This window comes from Variovorax sp. LG9.2 (genome assembly GCF_035018885.1).
Classification (GTDB): domain Bacteria; phylum Pseudomonadota; class Gammaproteobacteria; order Burkholderiales; family Burkholderiaceae_C; genus Variovorax.
Map to the genome: position 1 here is coordinate 23,719 of NZ_JASJXB010000007.1, position 19,127 is coordinate 42,845.

19 protein-coding genes and 1 riboswitch are annotated in these 19,127 nt (G+C 64.6%); of the genes, 11 read left to right on the forward strand and 8 right to left on the reverse strand.

Annotated features, from left to right (window positions below; translation table 11 throughout):
• Positions 1–15: 15 nt before the first annotated feature.
• From glp to QN413_RS09205, 8 genes are all read left to right on the forward strand, one after another.
• Positions 16–1,233: a gephyrin-like molybdotransferase Glp gene (gene glp, locus QN413_RS09170; protein ID WP_323496314.1), complete on the forward strand. Its 1,218-nt coding sequence runs from the start codon at positions 16–18 to the stop codon at positions 1,231–1,233.
• Between the two features lie 31 nt (positions 1,234–1,264).
• Complete coding sequence (locus QN413_RS09175) at positions 1,265–1,516, forward strand: MoaD/ThiS family protein (protein ID WP_323496315.1); 252 nt, start codon at positions 1,265–1,267, stop codon at positions 1,514–1,516.
• 13 nt (positions 1,517–1,529) lie between these two features.
• A complete protein-coding gene (locus QN413_RS09180) occupies positions 1,530–2,051 on the forward strand; it encodes a molybdenum cofactor biosynthesis protein MoaE (protein WP_323496316.1) in 522 nt (173 codons plus the stop codon).
• Between the two features lie 156 nt (positions 2,052–2,207).
• Positions 2,208–4,847 (forward strand): ATP-dependent chaperone ClpB, encoded by a 2,640-nt coding sequence (clpB, locus tag QN413_RS09185; RefSeq protein WP_323496317.1) that lies wholly within the window; start codon positions 2,208–2,210, stop codon positions 4,845–4,847.
• A gap of 8 nt (positions 4,848–4,855) precedes the next feature.
• On the forward strand, positions 4,856–5,179 hold the full coding sequence (locus QN413_RS09190) for a hypothetical protein (RefSeq protein WP_323496318.1): 324 nt from the start codon (positions 4,856–4,858) through the stop codon (positions 5,177–5,179).
• Between the two features lie 77 nt (positions 5,180–5,256).
• On the forward strand, positions 5,257–6,441 hold the full coding sequence (locus QN413_RS09195) for an acetyl-CoA C-acyltransferase family protein (RefSeq protein WP_323496319.1): 1,185 nt from the start codon (positions 5,257–5,259) through the stop codon (positions 6,439–6,441).
• Between the two features lie 7 nt (positions 6,442–6,448).
• The gene (gene arfB / locus QN413_RS09200; protein WP_323496320.1) at positions 6,449–6,859 is read left to right on the forward strand and encodes an alternative ribosome rescue aminoacyl-tRNA hydrolase ArfB; all 411 of its coding nucleotides are present in this window, start codon (positions 6,449–6,451) and stop codon (positions 6,857–6,859) included.
• A gap of 91 nt (positions 6,860–6,950) precedes the next feature.
• Positions 6,951–7,340 carry a response regulator gene (locus tag QN413_RS09205; RefSeq protein WP_323496321.1) on the forward strand — a complete coding sequence of 130 codons (390 nt, stop codon included), beginning with the start codon at positions 6,951–6,953 and terminating at the stop codon, positions 7,338–7,340.
• A gap of 25 nt (positions 7,341–7,365) precedes the next feature.
• Here QN413_RS09205 and QN413_RS09210 read toward each other — a convergent pair whose 3' ends face one another.
• Complete coding sequence (locus tag QN413_RS09210) at positions 7,366–9,045, reverse strand: SulP family inorganic anion transporter (protein ID WP_323496322.1); 1,680 nt, start codon at positions 9,043–9,045, stop codon at positions 7,366–7,368.
• A gap of 207 nt (positions 9,046–9,252) precedes the next feature.
• On the opposite strand from QN413_RS09210, the gene QN413_RS09215 reads away from it, so the two are divergent.
• Positions 9,253–9,759, forward strand: a complete 507-nt coding sequence (locus QN413_RS09215; protein WP_323496323.1) for a hypothetical protein — start codon at positions 9,253–9,255, stop codon at positions 9,757–9,759.
• Here QN413_RS09215 and QN413_RS09220 read toward each other — a convergent pair.
• Together QN413_RS09220 and QN413_RS09225 are read right to left on the reverse strand one after the other, a co-directional pair.
• Complete coding sequence (locus QN413_RS09220; protein ID WP_323496324.1) at positions 9,734–10,126, reverse strand: DUF2501 domain-containing protein; 393 nt, start codon at positions 10,124–10,126, stop codon at positions 9,734–9,736. The two genes, QN413_RS09215 and QN413_RS09220, sit on opposite strands and share 26 nt — an antisense overlap.
• Before the next feature lie 49 nt (positions 10,127–10,175).
• Positions 10,176–10,985: a helix-turn-helix transcriptional regulator gene (locus tag QN413_RS09225; RefSeq protein WP_323496326.1), complete on the reverse strand. Its 810-nt coding sequence runs from the start codon at positions 10,983–10,985 to the stop codon at positions 10,176–10,178.
• A gap of 161 nt (positions 10,986–11,146) precedes the next feature.
• On the opposite strand from QN413_RS09225, the gene QN413_RS09230 reads away from it, so the two are divergent.
• Positions 11,147–12,400 carry an MFS transporter gene (locus QN413_RS09230; protein ID WP_323496327.1) on the forward strand — a complete coding sequence of 418 codons (1,254 nt, stop codon included), beginning with the start codon at positions 11,147–11,149 and terminating at the stop codon, positions 12,398–12,400.
• Between the two features lie 58 nt (positions 12,401–12,458).
• Positions 12,459–13,715, forward strand: coding sequence for an MFS transporter (locus QN413_RS09235; RefSeq protein ID WP_323496328.1), 1,257 nt, complete (start codon positions 12,459–12,461; stop codon positions 13,713–13,715).
• 48 nt (positions 13,716–13,763) lie between these two features.
• Here QN413_RS09235 and QN413_RS09240 read toward each other — a convergent pair whose 3' ends face one another.
• The 5 genes from QN413_RS09240 to QN413_RS09260 form a co-directional block, all read right to left on the reverse strand.
• The gene (locus tag QN413_RS09240) at positions 13,764–14,276 is read right to left on the reverse strand and encodes a 6,7-dimethyl-8-ribityllumazine synthase (protein ID WP_323496329.1); all 513 of its coding nucleotides are present in this window, start codon (positions 14,274–14,276) and stop codon (positions 13,764–13,766) included.
• Between the two features lie 103 nt (positions 14,277–14,379).
• A riboswitch (FMN riboswitch) is annotated at positions 14,380–14,535 on the reverse strand.
• Between the two features lie 107 nt (positions 14,536–14,642).
• A complete protein-coding gene (locus QN413_RS09245) occupies positions 14,643–15,737 on the reverse strand; it encodes a DNA glycosylase AlkZ-like family protein (protein WP_323496330.1) in 1,095 nt (364 codons plus the stop codon).
• Positions 15,738–15,842: 105 nt separating this feature from the next.
• Positions 15,843–16,721 carry a sugar phosphate isomerase/epimerase family protein gene (locus tag QN413_RS09250; RefSeq protein ID WP_323496331.1) on the reverse strand — a complete coding sequence of 293 codons (879 nt, stop codon included), beginning with the start codon at positions 16,719–16,721 and terminating at the stop codon, positions 15,843–15,845.
• An 8-nt stretch (positions 16,722–16,729) separates the two neighbouring features.
• Positions 16,730–17,929 (reverse strand): dihydrodipicolinate synthase family protein, encoded by a 1,200-nt coding sequence (locus QN413_RS09255; protein ID WP_323496332.1) that lies wholly within the window; start codon positions 17,927–17,929, stop codon positions 16,730–16,732.
• Between the two features lie 13 nt (positions 17,930–17,942).
• Complete coding sequence (locus tag QN413_RS09260) at positions 17,943–19,106, reverse strand: Gfo/Idh/MocA family oxidoreductase (RefSeq protein WP_323496333.1); 1,164 nt, start codon at positions 19,104–19,106, stop codon at positions 17,943–17,945.
• Positions 19,107–19,127: the final 21 nt, after the last annotated feature.

Genomic DNA, 19,127 nt, shown 5'->3' on the forward strand with positions numbered 1-19,127 from the left:
TCACGTCCTTCTTTGATGCCGCTCGACGAGGCGGTCGCCAGCCTGCTTGCCAAGGCCGCGCCCGCGGTCGGCACTGAAAGCGTCCTCACCTTCGAAGCAGACGGACGCGTGCTGGCGCAAGACGTCGTCTCGGCGCTGACCGTGCCGCCGCGCGACAACAGCGCGATGGATGGCTACGCTGTGCGAGCAGCCGATTGCGCCACCGCCGATTCGGTTTTGCAGGTGACGCAGCGCATTCCTGCTGGCACTGTCGGCTCGGCGCTCGCTGCCGGCACCGCCGCCCGGATATTCACTGGCGCGCAAATTCCCGAGGGGGCTGACGCGATCGTGATGCAGGAAGACACGTCGACGTTGCCGCAGGAAGGCGGGCTCGGCAGCGTGTGCATCAACGTCGCGCCAGACGCTGGCCAGTGGATTCGCCGAGCCGGCGAAGACGTCGCCGCCGGCGATGTCGTGCTGGCGCGCGGCGAACGCCTGACGCCCGCAGCGCTCGGTCTCGCAGCCAGCGTCGGCTTCGATCGGCTGACGGTTTCAAAGCGCCCACGCGTCGCGCTGCTGTCGACCGGCGACGAGCTCGTGATGCCTGGCGACGTGTCGCCCGAGGCGATGAAGCCGGGCTCTATCTACAACTCGAACCGCTTCTTCATGCGAGCGTTGCTGCATCGCCTCGGCTGCGAGGTCAACGATCTCGGCATCGTGCCCGACCGGCGCGATGCGACCATCGATGCGCTGCGCACAGCAGCGGCAAACAACGACCTCATCATCACGACAGGGGGCGTGTCGGTAGGCGAAGAAGACCACATCAAGGCCGCCATCCAGGCACTCGGCGAACTTCAGCTCTGGTCGCTGTCGATGAAGCCGGGCAAGCCGTTTGCCTACGGCAACATCAACGGCACGCACATCACCGGGCTGCCCGGCAATCCGGTGTCGAGCTTCATGACATTTCTGTTACTGGTGCGGCCCTTCATCCTCACCTTGCAAGGCGCGGCGCGCGTGGCGGTGGAATCTGTCGCGATGCGTTCAGACTTCGACTGGCCCCGCCCCGACCGGCGCCGCGAGTTCCTTCGCGCACGTCGCAACGCCGACGGCGGACTGGATCTGTTTGCAAATCAGAGCTCCGGCGTGCTGACCTCCGCCGTGTGGGGTGATGGCGTCGTCGACACGCCGGCCGGCCAGCCGATCAAGAAGGGCGATACCGTGCAGTTCATTCCGTTCGCTTCGCTGATTGCATGAGCGCTCGATGACCGCCGCAACAAAGACGCACATGAAAATCTCGATCCGCTACTTCGCCTCGGTCCGCGAAGCTCTTGCGAAGTCCAGCGAGTCCGTGGAGACGAATGCCGAAACGCTCGCTGTGTTGCGGGACGAATTGATCGCGCGGGGTGCTCCCTATGCCGAAGCGCTGGCGCGCGGCAAGGCAGTCCGCATGGCGCTGGATCAGGTGATGAGTGTAGAGAGCGCTGTGCTGCTGGACGGCGCTGAAGTGGCGTTCTTTCCGCCTGTCACCGGCGGCTGAAGGCGACCGGCACATGTCCGCCAGCGCATCTATCGGCGCATCCGTGAGTGCATCGGTGAGCGGTCCGCCGCGCGTCTTCGTTCAAACCGCAGACTTCGATCTCGCGGCCGAGATCGCTGCTCTGCGCGCAAGCAATTCGGCCATCGGCGCCGTCTGCAGTTTCATCGGTACGGTGCGCGATCGCAACGACGGGGCCGACGTGGCGTCGATGGAGCTCGAGCACTACCCTGGCATGACCGAGAAGGCCATCGAGGCCATGATCAACGAAGCGCACCGTCGCTTCGACATCCTCGGCGCCCGCGTGATCCATCGCATCGGCCTGTTGCAGCCGCTCGAGCAGATCATGATGGTCGCGGTGGTGTCGGCGCATCGCGGCGAAAGCTTCCAGGCCTGCGAATTCCTCATGGACTACTTGAAGACGCAGGCTCCGTTCTGGAAAAAAGAACAGACGCCCGACGGTGCGCGCTGGGTCGATGCCCGCGTTGCCGACGACAAGGCACTCGCGCGTTGGGGCATCGCCGCGACCAACGGCTGATCCCTCCTGATTTCTCGTTTGCTTGCGCCTGCGCAAGGCCCGACAGCCCTGCGGCGTCTACAAATAGGGCAACGACGCCGGGCAATGGCCGTGCTCGAACATCCGTCCGCCCTTGAAGGCCGTGCAAACGACCTTATTTCGAATGCAGGAACCTATATGCGCCAAGACAAACTCACCACCAAATTCCAGGAAGCGTTGAGCGACGCCCAGTCGCTCGCGCTCGGCAACGACAACGCCTACATCGAGCCCGCCCACCTGCTGGCAGCGATGCTGCGGCAAGACGAGGGCCCGCGTGCACTGCTCGAGCGCGCTGGGGTCAACGTGCCCGGCCTGTCGCAAGCGGCCGAGGCCGCCATCAAGAAGCTGGCGCAAGTGCAGGGCAATGACCAGGTTCAGGTCGGGCCGGAACTCGGCAAGCTGCTGCAGGCCACCGAGAAGGAAGCCATCAAGCGCAACGACCAATTCATCGCGGGTGAATTGTTCCTTCTTGCGCTGGCCGACAGCAAGGCCGACATCGGCAACCTTGCGCGCAGCAACGGAGTCACGCGCAAGTCGCTCGAAGCTGCCATCGAGGCAGTGCGGGGCGGGCAGGGCGTCAACAGCGCGGATGCCGAAGGCCAGCGCGAGGCGCTCAAGAAATACTGCATGGACCTGACCGAGCGCGCGCGCCTGGGCAAGCTTGACCCGGTCATCGGCCGCGATGAAGAAATCCGTCGTGCCATCCAGGTGCTGCAGCGCCGCACCAAGAACAACCCGGTGCTCATCGGCGAGCCCGGTGTCGGCAAGACGGCCATCGTCGAAGGCCTGGCCCAGCGCATCGTCGCCGGCGAGGTGCCCGACTCGTTGAAGGGCAAGCGCGTGCTGTCGCTCGACATGGCCGCGCTGCTGGCCGGTGCCAAGTTCCGCGGCGAGTTCGAAGAGCGCCTGAAGACCGTGCTGAACGAGCTCGCGAAAGACGAAGGCCAGACCATCGTTTTCATCGACGAGCTGCACACCATGGTCGGCGCTGGCAAGGCCGAAGGCGCGATGGACGCCGGCAACATGCTCAAGCCCGCGCTGGCGCGCGGCGAACTGCATTGCGTCGGCGCGACCACGCTCGACGAATACCGCAAGTACATCGAAAAGGACGCCGCACTGGAGCGTCGCTTCCAGAAAATCATCGTCGGCGAGCCGTCGGTCGAAGCAACCATCGCGATCCTGCGAGGGCTGCAGGAGAAGTACGAAGTGCACCACGGCGTGCAGATCACCGACCCGGCGATCGTGGCCGCGGCCGAGCTCTCCGACCGCTACATCACCGACCGCTTTTTGCCCGACAAGGCGATCGACCTGATCGACGAGGCGGCTGCCAAGATCAAGATCGAAATGGACTCCAAGCCCGAGGTGATGGATCGGCTGGACCGTCGCCTGATTCAGCTGCAGATCGAGCGCGAAGCCGTGCGTCGCGAGAAGGACGAGTCGTCGCAAAAACGCTTTGGCCTGATCGAAGACGAGATCACCAAGTTGCAAAAGGAAATCGCCGACTACGACGAGATCTGGCAAGCGGAAAAGGCGCAAGCCCAAGGCTCGAAGACGGTGATGGAAGACATCGACAAGATGCGCTTTCAGATCGCCGAGTTCACGCAGAAGGGCGACTTCAACAAGGTCGCAGAGCTGCAGTACGGCCAACTGCCGGCGCTCGAAAAGCGTTTGAAAGAGGCGCAGGAAAGCGAGACGAGCAAGGGTAAATCGAGCGTTCCGACGCTGTTGCGCACGCAGGTCGGTGCCGAAGAAATTGCCGAAGTCGTGGCGCGCGCCACCGGCATTCCGGTCGCCAAGCTGATGCAGGGCGAGCGCGACAAGCTGCTGGTCATGGAAGGCAAGTTGCACGAGCGCGTGGTCGGCCAGGATGAGGCCATCGGCGCGGTCGCGAATGCGATTCGCCGTTCGCGCTCGGGCTTGTCGGACCCTGGCCGTCCGACCGGTTCCTTTTTGTTCCTGGGCCCCACGGGCGTCGGCAAGACCGAGCTGTGCAAGGCGCTCGCGGGCTTCCTTTTCGACAGCGAAGACCATCTCATCCGCGTCGACATGAGCGAGTTCATGGAGAAGCATTCAGTGGCGCGCTTGATCGGTGCGCCGCCCGGCTACGTCGGCTATGAAGAGGGTGGCTATTTGACCGAAGCGGTGCGCCGCAAGCCCTACAGCGTGCTGCTGCTGGACGAAGTCGAGAAGGCGCATCCGGACGTATTCAACGTGCTGCTCCAGGTGCTCGACGACGGGCGCCTGACCGACGGCCAAGGCCGCACCGTCAACTTCAAGAACACCGTGATCGTGATGACCAGCAACATCGGCTCGCCGATCATCCAGGCGATGGTCGGCAAGCCGAACGAGGAGATCAAGGAAGCGGTGTGGGACGAGTTGAAGAACTACTTCCGACCGGAGTTTCTGAACCGCATCGACGAGACGGTGGTGTTCCATGCGCTCAACGCCAAGAACATCGAATCGATCGCCGCGATCCAGCTCAAGGTACTGCAGGCGCGCGTCGCCAAGATGGACATGGCGCTCGAGGTCTCACCTGCGGCGCTGGCCGAGATCGCCAAGGTCGGATTCGACCCGGTGTTCGGCGCGCGGCCATTGAAGCGGGCGATTCAGCAGCGCATCGAAAACCCGCTGTCGAAGTTGCTGCTCGACGGCAGCTTCGGGCCGAAGGACACGATCCATGTGACGACCGATCCGATCCATTCGCCGGGCAAGTTCGAGTTTGCCCGTACCGTCCGCACGGGTGATGTCGGGGAACCAACGACGGAGACGGTGGCCTAATCGCGATGATGAACTTCATCCTTCGCTTGGTTCTCTTCATGTTGGGGCTGGTCTTCGCGGCCAGCCTCGCCGTCGCGGTGCTGTTGTTCGGTGCGGCGTGGGGACTGCGCTATGGTTGGGCACGACTTACCGGCCGGCCGATTACGCCGTGGGTCATGCGCTTTAACCCTGGTGCCGGCTTCAACCGCTTCCGCGCGGCCAGCGCGCCGGCCGAGCCGTCCGCGGGCGACGTGGTCAGTGCGCGTGCGCTGGGCGAATCTTCGGAACGCCCAGTACGTGTGCATGGCGTGGGTGGCGGCGTGACCGACGTCCAGCCCAAGTCGGCGCCCTAAGCACGCCGCGCTGAACCCCGTCAAAATCGACCCTCCGCGTCCGCCGCCGAATGTGGCACCACCCTGGAGAGATTGAAATGACCCAACGCGACATCTTCGTGGTCGGCACCGCCCGCACCGCCATCGGCACTTTCGGCGGCTCGCTGAAAGACGTGCCCAACACCCAACTGGCCACCACCGCCGTCAAAGCGGCCCTGCAACGCAGCGGCGTGGCACCCGACGCCATCGGCCATGTCGTGATGGGCAACGTGATCCCGACGGACGTCAAGGACGCGTACCTGAGCCGGGTCGCCGCCATCGATGCCGGCTGCCCGATCGAGACGCCCGCCTTCAACGTGAACCGGCTCTGCGGCTCCGGCCTGCAGGCGATCATTTCGGCGGCGCAGGCGATCCAGCTCGGCGATTGCGACATCGCCATCGGCGGCGGCTCGGAGTCGATGAGCCGCGGCCCGTACTTCGATACTTCGGCCCGCTATGGCGCGCGCATGGGCGATGCGGTGCTGGTCGACTACATGCTCGGCATCCTGCACGACCCCTGGGAAAAGATGCACATGGGCATCACCGCCGAAAACGTGGCAGCGCGATACAACATCTCGCGCAGCCAGCAGGACGAGCTGGCGGTCATGAGCCAGCAGCGCGCTGCTGCGGCCATCGCGGCCGGTCGCTTCAAGGAGCAGATCGTTCCGGTCGAGGTCAAGACGCGCAAGGGCATCGTGCTGTTCGATACCGACGAGCACGTGCGCGCCGACACCACGATGGATACGCTGGGCAAGATGAAACCGGCCTTCAAGAAGGACGGCCTGGTGACGGCAGGCAATGCGTCGGGCATCAACGACGGCGCTGCCGCTGTGGTGCTGGCCGAAGGCTCGCGCGTGCAGGCGCTCGGCCTCAAGCCGCTGGCCCGGTTGGTCGGCTACGCACATGCCGGCGTCGAGCCCGCTTACATGGGCATCGGCCCGGTGCCGGCCACGCGCAAGGTGCTGGAACGCACCGGCCTGAAAGTGAGCGACCTCGACGTGATCGAGTCGAACGAAGCCTTCGCGGCGCAAGCCTGCGCCGTCATCCAGGAGCTGGGTTTCGACCCGGCCAAGGTCAACGTCAACGGCTCGGGCATCTCGCTCGGCCACCCGGTCGGTGCGACCGGCGCCATCATCACGACCAAGGCCATCGCCGAGTTGCACCGCACCGGCGGGCGCTACGCGCTGGTCACGATGTGCATCGGCGGCGGGCAGGGGATCGCGGCGATTTTCGAGAGAGTTTGAGCGGACGATGCCGCTGCGCAAGCCGATCCTTGTCGACGAAAACGAAGTCGAACTAACTGCCATTCGTGCGCAGGGTGCGGGCGGCCAAAACGTCAACAAGGTTTCGAGCGCGGTGCATCTGCGCTACGACATTCCGGCAAGCTCTCTGCCGGACGACGTCAAGGAGCGACTGCTGTCCTTGCGCGACAACCGCATCACGCAAGAAGGCGTGCTGGTGCTCAAAGCGCAGCAGCACCGCACGCAGGAGATGAATCGCAACGATGCGCTGGCGCGTTTGCAGGAGGTGGTCGACGGCGTGGCCGCGGCGCCCCTGGTGCGTCGGGCCACCAAGCCGACCTATGGTTCGAAGCAGCGACGACTGCAAGGCAAGAGCCAGCGCTCGGAAATCAAGAACCTGCGGGGACGTGTGCAGGACTGAGCCTGGTCTGGCCGCGAAGCCGCACGATCTGCAGTGCGACGCTCCGACAACGCCGCGGCGTGGCATAAACTGGCGACGCTCATCATCCGCCATGTCGCTCATCACCTTTATCGTCGAAGACAACCCCACGATTCGGGAGAACCTCATCCCGACGCTGGAAGATCTGGCAAATGCCGAGGTGGCCGGCTTCGCGGAATCCGAGGCAGAGGCGATCGACTGGCTCGCTTCCCATCGCGACGATTGGCACCTGGCGGTCGTCGACCTGTTCCTCAAGCAGGGCTCCGGCCTGGGCGTGCTGGCCGCATGCAGACAGCGCGGGGAACAGCAACGGGTCGTGGTGCTCAGTAACTACGCGACACCCGAGATGCGCAACCGCTGTACCGAGTTGGGCGCCGATGCGGTGTTCGACAAGTCCAACGAGCTCGACGCGTTCTTCGACTTCTGCAATACCGATCGGCCTTCGCAGTTTTCGGCGTTGTAGCGGCCGCGGGCCGCGGCCCATATGCCTAGCCCGCTGGCGTCGATTGCGACTCGTTGCGCGCGCAGTTCGTCATCAACGCTTGCAGCGCATCGGCATCGGTGCGGTAGTTGAAGAGCAGGGGTCCGGGCACGAGCAAGCCCGCACGGTCGAGCACTTGCTGCGCCGGTAATTTGAGGCCGCTGAGGTGCAACCGCACGCCCTTGCTCTCGAGCAAGCGACGCAGCGAGCCGAACACCTCGGCGCCGCTGATATCGATGCGGTTGATGGGATGCGCGAAGAGACAAACGTCGGTGACTTCAGGCCGCGCTGCAAGCACTTCTGCAATCGCGCGCTCGAGCGTGCCCGCAGAAGCAAAGTCGAGCTCCGCATCCATGCGCAGCGCGTAGAGAGCGGGCGCCAGCGGTGGTAACTGCCACAGGTGTCGGTCGCGCAGGCTGCCGTCGCCGTGCAAGCCGACTTCAATGATGCGCGGATGCAGGTGGCGGTACATGTAGTTCGCGAGGCTCGCCAGCAGCCCGCCGAGCACGCCCCAGTAGATCGAAGGCGCGGTCGCGATGGTGAGTGCGAAGGTGCCGATGCCGATGCCGGCCTCGATGCGCGACACACGCCACAGCACCGCGAAGCTGCGCGGCTTGATGAGCCCGACGATGGCCGTCATAACGACTGCGGCCAGCACGGCCTGAGGCACGTGATAGAGCAGCGGCATCAGCCACAGCAATGTGAGCGCCACCACGCCGACGCTGAACAGCGTGGCCCAACCGGTCTGCGCACCCGCATACAGCGTGATGGCCGAACGAGAGAACGACGAGCTGGTCGGAAAAGCACCGGTCAGGCCCGACGCCACCTTGGCGAGGCCTTGGCCGATCAAGTCCTGGTTTTCGTTCCACAGCGTGCCGGCGCGTGCGTTGTCGATCTTGGCGCTGGAAGCCGTTTCGAGAAAGCTCACCAGCGTGATCGTGAGCGCGGGCAGCAGCAGCATGCCGAGCGTGTGCAGCGTGCCGCCTGGCAGAGCGCTTGGCCAATACAAGGACGGCAAGCCCGAAGGCAGTGCGCCGACCACGGCGCCGCCGAGGAGCGCATAGCTGAGCGACCAGCTCAACGCCGCTGCGCCGGCGACGAGCGCCATGGTAGTGGGGAAGCGAGGCAGCCAGCGCTTGCCGGCCCACAACACGGCCATGCTGCCAAGGCCGAAAGCCATCGCAGTCCAGTCCGGAGGCGAGCCACCGCGCAGTACCTGCGGCACTGTACGACCAGTGAACCCGAGCAGCGAAGGCAGCTGCGACACCGCGATCAAAATCGCCGCGCCCTGCGTGAAACCGGTGAGCACCGGCGAGTTGACCAGTCGCAGTATCCAGCCGAGTCGCCCGGCACCGATCAGAATCTGGATGCCACCCGACAGTAGCGTCAGCCACACCGCCATCGCCACCCACTCGGCGCTGCCCGCGACCGCAAGGGGCGCCAGCGAAGCACCGACCAGCAGACTGGTGAGGGCAGTCGGCCCGACCGACAGGCGCTGCGACGAACTGAACAGTACCGCGACCAGTGCGGGCCACAGCGCCGCGTACACGCCGGTGACCAGCGGCATGCCGGCGAGGGCCGCGTACGCAACGCCTTGCGGGATCACCATCAGCGCGACCGTGATTCCGGCGAGTGCTTCGCCTTGCAACAGTGCGCGACTCGGACGCGGCCATGCGAGGCAGGGCATCCAGTGGGCGAGCCGCTGCCGCAAAGAAGGCGTGGTTGCTATCAAAACCGTAGCTTGGAGTGGCGTCTTGGCGCGCCTCTCGATTGTTTTTGATTGAGGATGACAGGCGAGTATAGAGGCGTGACTCACAGAGCAATGCGTCGAAAATCGCATCACGATTCAGACTGCGCCTACATCGCAAACCGATTGCTTCAGCGACTCTTGGACATGAATAAGTGGTTACGTCCATTCGCCGATCTCCGGAGTTGGCAGACCCGACGCTCGTTCGATCGCTTCGACCGGTTTGGTCCGTACCGCCTCACAGTGCATGCGTTGCCTTTGACGGCAGTACCGCTGGCCCATGCGCTGGTGCATTCGGTCACCGGGATCGACGATGACCTTCGTCGCTGGCTCGACGTCACGCTCGCCGAGCGTGCGCGGCCCGCTTTGGGCCAGCCTGCGTCGCGTGCGACGGTATCGGTCTGGTACGCGCTGCAGGACGCGCAGGCGACCGGCCTGCCGCTGGCCGCCGAAGCCGACTGGGCGCTGCTGAAAGCGATCGGCCGCGAAGACGCTGCAATGGAGGCGATGCGCTTTCTGCTGCGCATCTATCTGACGACAGTGCAGCTCTGGTTGCCCGGTGCGGCCGAAGCGGTGCGCACGCTCGACTCACCAGCCATGCGCTGGGCGGACGGCGTCGGCGCCGACGCTAGATCAACGACTTCGCGTTTTTAAGCACGTAGTCGCAAGCCTTCGTTTTCACTTTGCCAGACACCGACTTCAAGTCGATCGACTTGCCGTCGCCCTGTAACAACCCTTTGGCACCGTTGGCAAAGCCGGTCTGTTGCTGGGGCTGACCGGTCACCTTGGCGAGCAACTTGTCCTTGATCGACGCCGCATCGCCGCCGAGGTAGTTGTTCTTGACGCAGTACTGCAGCACGCCGGCCGCATTGCCTACCGTGTTGCCGCCCATCGCCGGCATCGCGTAGTTCCCGGCCTGTGACTTGAGCGAGTCGAGCAGGTTCGACGCGCCAGCGGAGGTACCGACCGATGCGCCGATGGACGCCAGAAGAAGTGAAGCGAGAGCGGTGCGTGTTTTCATGGTGGCTTCCCTTTGAAGATGAGTTGGGTGGTGTGGATGAGGGCGATGTTTACTGTCGTTTCTTGTGCTGGAACGCGGTCGGTGATTGCCCGGTCGCGGCCTTGAACATGGCGCAGAACGCGCTGTCCGTGGCGTAGCCGCTGGCCGCTGCGACACGACTCACCGCCATACCACGCGCTAGCAAAGGAAGGGCATGCGCCATCACGGCTTGCTGTCGCCATTGCTGCCAGCTGGTGTCGAGTTGAACCCTGAACAGTCGCGCCACGGTGCGCTCGCTTGCGCCGATGGCGGCGGCTCGTTCCGCCAGCGTTGCGCGATCGGCCGGGTTGCGCAGCAACGTCTCGCAGAGCTGCCGCAGTCGCTTGTCGTTGGGCAGCGGCACATCGATCTGAATCTGCGTTGCGCGTTCCAGTTCGCTGATGAGCAACGGCGCGATCATGCGTTCACGCGGAGCGGCTTCGGCATCGACCGGCGGCAGGCCATCTGGCGTGGTGTCGAGCGCCAGCATCAATGCGCGCAGCAGCGGGCTGATCTCCAGCACCTCGCATTTCTCCCAGCTCGGCGCGAGCCAGGCATGCAGGTAGACGGTGCGCAGCTCAGCATCTTCGATGAGCGTGATGCTGTGCTGCATGTCGGCCGGCACCCAGAGCGCGCGCGACGGCGGAACGATATAGCTGCCGTCTTCGGTGCTGAGCCGGATTACGCCGCGTGTCGAGAAGGTCAGCTGTGGCCACGGATGCGCATGGAGCTCGACCAGCGTGTCGGCCTTGAGGAAATGCTCTTTGGCGCGCAGCGGCCGCACGGCATCAGGCGCATAGAGATGCGGTGTGAGCGAGCCCACGCTGATCGACGGTGCCATCGATGGTTGCACGACGGTCGCTGATGGCGGCGATGCTGGAAGAGCGGCAGGTATAGAGGCAGTGGCTGGCATGGTTCCGACAAATGTTGTCGCTGTATCGTCATTCTGACGGTAGCTGGCGACATAGGATCAGGGTCCGCCCGTCATATTTGTAGCAATCCATGTCGTCTTCAGTCACAGCAGTTTCATCCTCGACGCCCACCTTGCGTGCCGACGCCCAGTTGATCGGCCTGGTGGGCCTCGCGCATGCCGTCAGCCACTTCAGCCAGTTGGTGCTGGCGCCGCTGTTTCCGTGGCTGAAAGATGCTTTCAACGTGAGCTACACCGAGTTGGGCGCGGTGTTGACCGTGTTCTTCGTGGTCTCTTGCCTGGTGCAGGCGGCGTCGGGATTCATCGTCGACAAGCTCGGCCCGCGCCCGGTGCTGTTCGTCGGACTCGGCGCGTTGGCGCTGGCGGCCTTTGGCTACGCGATGGCGACGAGCTACTGGATGCTGCTGGCCTTCGCGGTGCTGGGCGGCATCGGCAACGGCGTCTTTCATCCGGTCGACTACACGCTCTTCAACCGCAAGGTCGCGCCAACGCGGCTCGGCCATGCGTACAGCGTGCACGGCATCACTGGCAGTCTGGGCTGGGCGTTGGCGCCGGCCTTCGTGGTGCCGATCGCCATCGCGTATTCATGGCGCGTGGCATTGGCATCGGCCGGTGTACTCGCCGTGGTCGTGCTGCTGGTCCTTTGGATCTATCGCAGTGTGCTGTCGCTCGACGTCAGGACGGTGCAGAAGGCCACCGGGCAAGGCGGCGCTGCGCCCATCGGCGGAGAGTTCGATTTCTTGCGCATTCCGGCGGTGTGGATGTGCTTCGCTTTCTTCTTTTTCTACGCCGCCGTCATCAGCGTGGTGCAGACCTTCGCGCCCGTCGCGGCCGGCCATCTGCACGACGTGCCGGTCGCCCTGGTCGCGGTTTGCCTGACGGTCTACATGGTTGCGAGTGCCGCGGGCATGGTGTTCGGCGGCTTTCTCGCGTCGGACCCGACACGCTGTGCGCGCATCGTCGGTGCGGGCTTTGGCGTCGCGGCGGCGCTGGCGCTGGTGCTGGCCTTTGGAGACTTCCCCGGCATGCTGGTGCCGGTGATCTTCGGGGCGATGGGCTTCGCGTCCGGCATCGCGGGGCCTTCGCGCGATCTGCTGGTCAAGCGCTCGACGCCGCCCAATGCGACGGGACGCGTCTATGGCGTTGTCTACGCCGGTCTCGACATCGGCCAGGCTCTGGCGCCGCTGGTGTTCGGCCGGTTGATGGACAACGGCCAGTACATGAGCGTGATCGTCGGGCTGGCAGTGGTGCAGGGTGTGTTGATTGCAAGCGCGTTCAATGTGACGCGTGTGCGGCGCACGTCGCTGGTTGCCGCGACTGCTTGAGCGCGGCGGCCGCAGTGCCCGCGCTGCCGTTGCAGGGCCGGCGCGCACACTGAGCACCATGTCGACCAACGCCTTGCAACGTCATCAGCCCGATTCGCGATACGCGATGCTGCGGCTCTTCGTCACGCTGCTGATCATGACGGTCGGTAGCTGCGGCATGTATGTCGTGTCGGTGGTGTTGCCGGCAATCCAGTCCGACTTCGGCGTGGCGCGGGCCGAGGCCTCGCTGCCCTACACGCTGTTGATGATCGGCTTCGGTCTTGGCGGAATCGTCATGGGCAAGCTGGCCGACCGCCATGGCGTGATGTGGCCGCTGCTGCTGGGCGCAGTGTGCGTGGGTGTCGGCTTCGTGGCCTCCAGTTTCGCGACCGGCATCGTTGCTTTTTCTGCGGTGCAGGGAGTGTTTGTCGGGCTAGGCAGCGGTGCGGTGTTTGCGCCCCTGGTAGCCGACACCTCGTTGTGGTTCGTCAAGCGCCGTGGCATGGCGGTGGCCGTGTGCGCTAGCGGCAACTACCTCGCGGGAGCGGTGTGGCCGCCCATCGTGCAGAAGTTCGTGGAGGCCTCCGGTTGGCGAGCGACCTATGTGGGCCTGGGCCTGTTTTGCGGGCTGGCGATGGCAGGGCTGTCGCTGTTCATGCGAACGCGGCCGCCGGCGACCGTCATGGATGCGCCGCCCGCGGCGGTTGCGGGCCGCGCTGGTATCGACGCGGTGGCACGCCCCTTCGGCTTCAGCCTGGGGATGGCGCAAGGGTTGCTGTGCGTAGCTGGCACCGCCTGTTGCGTGGCGATGGCGATGCCGCAGGTTCACATCGTCGCCTACTGCACCGACCTCGGCTTCGGCGCTGCACGCGGGGCCCAAATGCTGTCGTTGATGCTCGCCTGCGGCATCGTGAGTCGCCTTGTCTCCGGTGCCCTCTGCGACCGCATCGGTGGCTTGCGCACGCTGTTGCTCGGATCGATGCTGCAATGCGTCGCGCTCTTCATGTTCCTGCCGTTCGACGGCATGGTGCCGCTCTTCGTGGTGTCGGCCATGTTCGGCTTGTTCCAGGGCGGCCTCGTTCCGTCGTACGCGATCATCGTGCGCGAAAACTTTCCGCCGGCCGAGGCCAGCGCGCGCGTGGGCACCGTCATCGGCTGCACGTTGCTGGGCATGGCGCTCGGTGGCTGGATGTCGGGCAAGGTGTTCGATCTCACCGGCAGCTATCACGCGGCCTTTATCAACGGCATCGCTTGGAACCTGCTCAACATGTCGATCGCGGCGATGCTGTTGCTGCGAACCCGTCGGTTGCACGGCGCTGTGCCCGCAGCAGTCTGAGGTCTTTCACCTCGCGTCATCCACCTCGCGTCCTCTAGCCCGCGTCCTCTAGCTCGCCAAGAGCGCGTCGACTTTTCGCAACCCTTCGATCGTTTTCACGCAGGCTTCGGCAGCCTCTGTTCCCTTGACCGCGAAGTGGCGGTGGAAGTACTTGCGGTGTTCCGCATGCTCATGGAAGTGATGGGGCGTGAGCACGGCAGACAAGATCGGCACGCCGGTTTCGAGCTGCAACGCCATCAGGCTGTTGACCACGGTGGTCGCGACGAACTCGTGACGGTAGATGCCGCCGTCGACCACCAGCGCGCAGCCGACGATGGCGGCGTACTTGCCCGAGTTGGCCAGCCGCTTGGCGTGCAGCGGGATCTCGAAAGCGCCGGGCACATCGAACACATCGATGGTGTCGGCAGGCACGCCGAGACGCCCCATCTCGGCAAGAAAAGCGTCGCGTGCCTGATGCACGATGTCGGCATGCCATTGCGCTTCGACGAAGGCGATACGGTTGCCGTGTGGCGCATCGGTGGCGGCCGTGACAGAAAGGGGAAGGTCGTTGATCTGACTCATGGTGCCTCTGGTGCCTTTTGAAAAAAAGCAGGTTTCCTGAATCAGGGCGCACGAAGGCGACAGCAACGCCACGCGACGTAACGCGCGTGGCAATGCAGACGGTTCGCGCTCTCTTGCATCCGGACTGTGACCGTCGGCTCCGGAATCGCACCGAAATCTGCTGACCCCGACCTTCGTGGAAGACCGGGCGCTCGCGGGCTTGTGCGAACGAGTCGCCATCACCGCCGGTGGGGAATTGCACCCCGCCCTGAGAACGCTTGCCCCGACTTGCATCGGAGCGAGTTGGATTCTAGAGACGAGCGCAGGGCCGCGCTGTCACGCACGAGCCAAAACCCCACGGCGAGTCGTGCTGCGGTTTCGGGACCTTCAGCGCGGCGCCATGAAGGCCGTCATGCGTTGAAACTCGTCGTCGAGGGCCGCACGAAACGCAGCGCCGTTCGGCTTCTTGTCGACATAGCCGAAGCTCGGCTTCAGCCGTCCTGTCGTGGTTGTCACGTTCGCCCAGCCGATCACGCGGTCGTGCCACAGCAATGGCAATGCGTAGTAGCCGAACTGGCGCTTCGGCGCTGGCATGTAAGCCTCGAACTTGTACGTCCAGCCCCAGAGCAACTCGAAGCGGCGACGGTCCCACACCACCGGATCGAACGGCGCCAGCAGCCGAACCGCATCGTCAGGCGCGTGACGTTTGGAAGCGGGGTTCTCGTCGACCGGCCAGTACCAGGTCGTGCCGTCGATGCGGTTGCTGGCGAGCACTTCGCGTGCTTCACTCAGCGCGGCCTGGGTGTGCGTGCTCAGATGTGGCGCGCCGTAATTGAGCAAGCGCACGAGGTAGGTAAGGCTCGCGGCTGGCAGCGGGGCGTACTTGCGCACGATGAGTTCGAGCAGTGCCGCAGCACGCAGTGCGCGACCGGTCGGGCTGTCATCGATCGGTGGTGCATGGTCGACCGCTTCGTAGACGCGCGTGCCGCTGTCGCGCCGAGCTACGCGCAACATGCCGCGGTAGTGCATGCCGTCGAGCAGGTGCGTGCTCGCGTTGCTCGATCCGCCCCAATAGTTGGTCATGCGGCCGTGCGAGAAGTGCGCATCGACATCACGCGGATGCACTTGCCCGCGCTCGCGCACGAAGGCCAGCACGTCCGCAGCCTTGCGCCCAGTCTCCGCATCCCAAGCCAACTTGGGCTCACGCGGGTGCATCAACGCCAAATGTTCGCGCGGCAGAAAGCCGTAGTTGACGAGGCTGTCTTCTTCGATTGCAAGTCTTGGGTATCGCGCTTCAAGATCGCCCGCACGGTAGTCCTTGACGCGATGACGCAACGTGAGGTCTTGCGCTCTTGCGGGTGCGCGAATCGGGTCGGCTTGCACGAATCCGAGACGCTGGATTGCGCGCGGCAATGTGGTCGGTTTGAAGAGGGTGCGGGCTACGGCGTAGCGGCGCAGGTCATCGATGGTCGGGGCTTGCATGGACGCTGATTTCAGCATGGTGCTAACGGCGGGACGCGGTTGTGTTCGTGGCGGGGCCGAGGGCGCCGGGTGACCCCATTCCGCTCATGTCCCCCGCCTTCGTGTTCACACCACAGTCTTGTGCCGAGCAATGCAAACGTCGAGCGTCTCTTCCCCTGTACGTTGCCACCAGTCAAGATTGGAAAAAATCTCCACTTCGCTGAATCCATCGAAGCCCGCAGCCTCCATCCAGCCGCGAATCTTCTCCAACTCCACCACCCCATCACCCATCATTCCGCGGTCGGATAACAGGTCACGCGTCGGCGTCAACCAGTCGCACACGTGGTACGCCAGCAAGCGCGATTTGCCTGCCCGTTCGATCTGCTGCTGCAGCTTCGGGTCCCACCACACGTGATAGATGTCGAGCGCCACACCCAGCGCGCCGGTTTTGCCAGGGTCGAGTTCGTCGCACAGGTCCAGTGCGTGTTCGAGCGTGTTGATGCACGCGCGGTCGGCGGCCTGCATCGGGTGCAGCGGCTCGATGCCGAGCGGCATGCCGACCTTGCGTGCGTACTCCAGCGAAGCCGCGATGCCGTCGTGCACCTCGTTGCGCGCGCGGCCGATGTCCTTGTAAGCCGCCTTGCCTTCGAGCGCGCCGGGCAGCGCGCCGACCACGAGCACGAGGCACGGTGCGTCGAGCGTCTTCGCTTCGTCGATCGCGCGGCGGTTATCGTCGAGTGCGGCTTTGAGCCCAGCCGCATCGGGTGCCGGAAAGAAGCCACCGCGGCAGTAGCCCGAAAGGCCGATGCCATGCGCCTTGAGTTGCTTGGCGAGCTTGTCGATGCCCACCGCTGCGACCTGATCGCGCCATGGACTGATCGCCCTGATGCCGCGTTCGGCGCACTGGTCGACGATGCGGTCGAGCGGGACTTCGACGCCGCGTTGTTTGCGCACCGTCGCGGTGTTGATCGACAGCCAGTCGTGGTTCAGCGAGAAATCACGCATCCGTCGCCTTAGGCTTCGACGCCATGCATTGTGAGCAAGGTCTTCATGCGGCGCACGGCCAACTCCGGATGCTCCAGCAGATCGGCCGCATCGGCGAGGCGGAACAACTCGGCCAGATGCTGCAACGACCGTGTGCTCTGCTGGCCTCCGACCATGGTGAAGTGCGACTGGTGGCCGTTGAGCCACGCCATGAACACGACGCCGGTTTTGTAGAAGCGCGTGGGCGCCGCGAAGATGTGGCGCGACAGCGGCATGGTCGGGCCGAGGATGGCGTGGAACTTGTCGACATTGCCCAGAGCCAGCTCACCTAGCGCCGCGCTGGCCGCCGGCGCAATCGCGTCGAAGATGCCCAGCAGCGCGTCGCTCTGGCCGTGCGTCGCGTCGCTGCCAAAGCCATCGCCGGCAATCAGCTCGGCATAGTTGAAGTCGTCGCCGGTGTACATGCGCACGCCCGGCGGAAGCCGTCGCCGCATTGCGATTTCCTTGTCCTTGTCGAGCAGCGAAATCTTGATGCCGTCGACCTTGTCCGGGTGCGCGGCGATGATGCCGAGCGCGGTGTCCATGGCCTTGTCGACATCCCCCGATCCCCAGTAACCGGCCAGCGCGGGGTCGAACATCGGACCGAGCCAATGCAGCACCACCGGCTGCTTCGCCTGCGACAGCACGCGGTCGTACACGCGCTCGTAGTCGGCCGGGCTCTTCGCGACGCGGGCCAGTGCGCGGCTCGCCATGACGATCAGCTTGCCGCCGAGCGCTTCGATGGCGGCCATCTGTTCTTCGTAGCCGCGAATCACATCGTCGACGTTCTTGACGCTGTCGATGTCGAGATGGTCGGTGCCGCAGCCTGACGCGACGAGCGCGTTGCCGTCTTTCGAAGAGAAGTCCTTCGCCGCATCGAGCGAGCGGCGGATGAGCTCCAGCGAGGTCGGCCAGTCGAGGCCCATGCCACGTTGCGCGGTGTCCATGGCCTCTGCGACGCCCAGGCCCAACGACCAAAGATGACGGCGGTAGCCGATGGTCGCGTCCCAGTCGATCGCGCATTGCAGCCAAGGATCGATGGTGGCTAACGGATCGGCGACGACGTGTGCTGCCGAATAGGCGATGCGGTTGAACGCGACGCCGGCCACCGGCTTGGTGGGCATAGCGCCGCGCAACGAATAGGCTGATAGCGCGCCGTCGGCGGTCGGAAGGGTGAGGGTTAACGCCATGCTGCCGGCCTCGTCAGATGCTTAGCGCCGGCACGTCGACCCAACGGCGCTCGCCCCAGCTTTCGAGCGCGGCTTCGACCAACTGCACGCCCTTGACGCCTTCGGGCAACGTCCACTTGTAAGGCGCGTTTTCGACGACGTGGCGGATGAAGTGTTCCCACTGGATCTTGAAGCCGTTGTCGTAGACCTGCGAGTCCGGAATCTCCTGCCATTGGTCGAAGAAGTTCATCGTCTGCTTTTCGTCCGGGTTCCATACCGGGCGCGGCGTGGCGACGCGCGACTGCGCACGGCAGCTTGACAGGCCGGCCACCGCAGAGCCATCGGTGCCATCAACATGGAAGATGACGAGATCGTCGCGGCGCACGCGCGTGACCCAGCTCATGTTGATCTGCGCGATGACCGGCTCGCCGTTGTGTCCGACCAGCTGGCAGGTGGCGTAGGCCGCATCGTCTGCGGTGGCTTCGTAGGGTTCGCCGGCCTCGTCCCAGCGCTTGGGAATGTGCGTGGTGCCAAGGCAGCTGACCGACTTCACCTCGCCGAACAGGTTGTCGAGCACGTAGCGCCAGTGGCACATCATGTCCAGGATCATGCCGCCGCCGTCTTCCTTGCGGTAGTTCCAGCTCGGACGCTGAATCGGTTGAAGGTCGCCTTCAAAAACCCAGTAGCCGAACTCGAGGCGCACGCTCAGCATGCGGCCGAAGAAGCCGGCGCGACGCAGCATGTCGAGTTTGCGCAGGCCGGGCAAAAAGAGCTTGTCCTGCACCGCGCCATGCTTCAAGCCCGAGCTTTGCGCAAGACGTGCGACTTCGACTGCTTCGTTCAAATTGGTCGCGATCGGCTTCTCGCAATACACGTGCTTGCCGGCGCGGATCGCCTTGGCCAGCAAGGTGGGGCGCATCTGCGTGGTGCCTGCGTCGAAGAAGATCGTGTCGTCCTTGTTCTCCAGCGCGAGGTCGAGGTCGGTGCCCCAGCGTGCGATGCCGTGGGCTTTGGCCAGCGCCTCGATCTTGTCGGCATTGCGTCCGATGAGGATCGGGTCGGGCATGACCTTGTCGCCGTTCGAAAGCGTCACGCCGCCCTGCGCGCGAATGGCGCAGATGGAGCGGATCAGATGCTGGTTCATGCCCATGCGGCCGGTGACGCCGTGCATGATGATTCCGAGTCGTTGGGTCGCCATTTCAGAGGTCCTTTTTTTTGC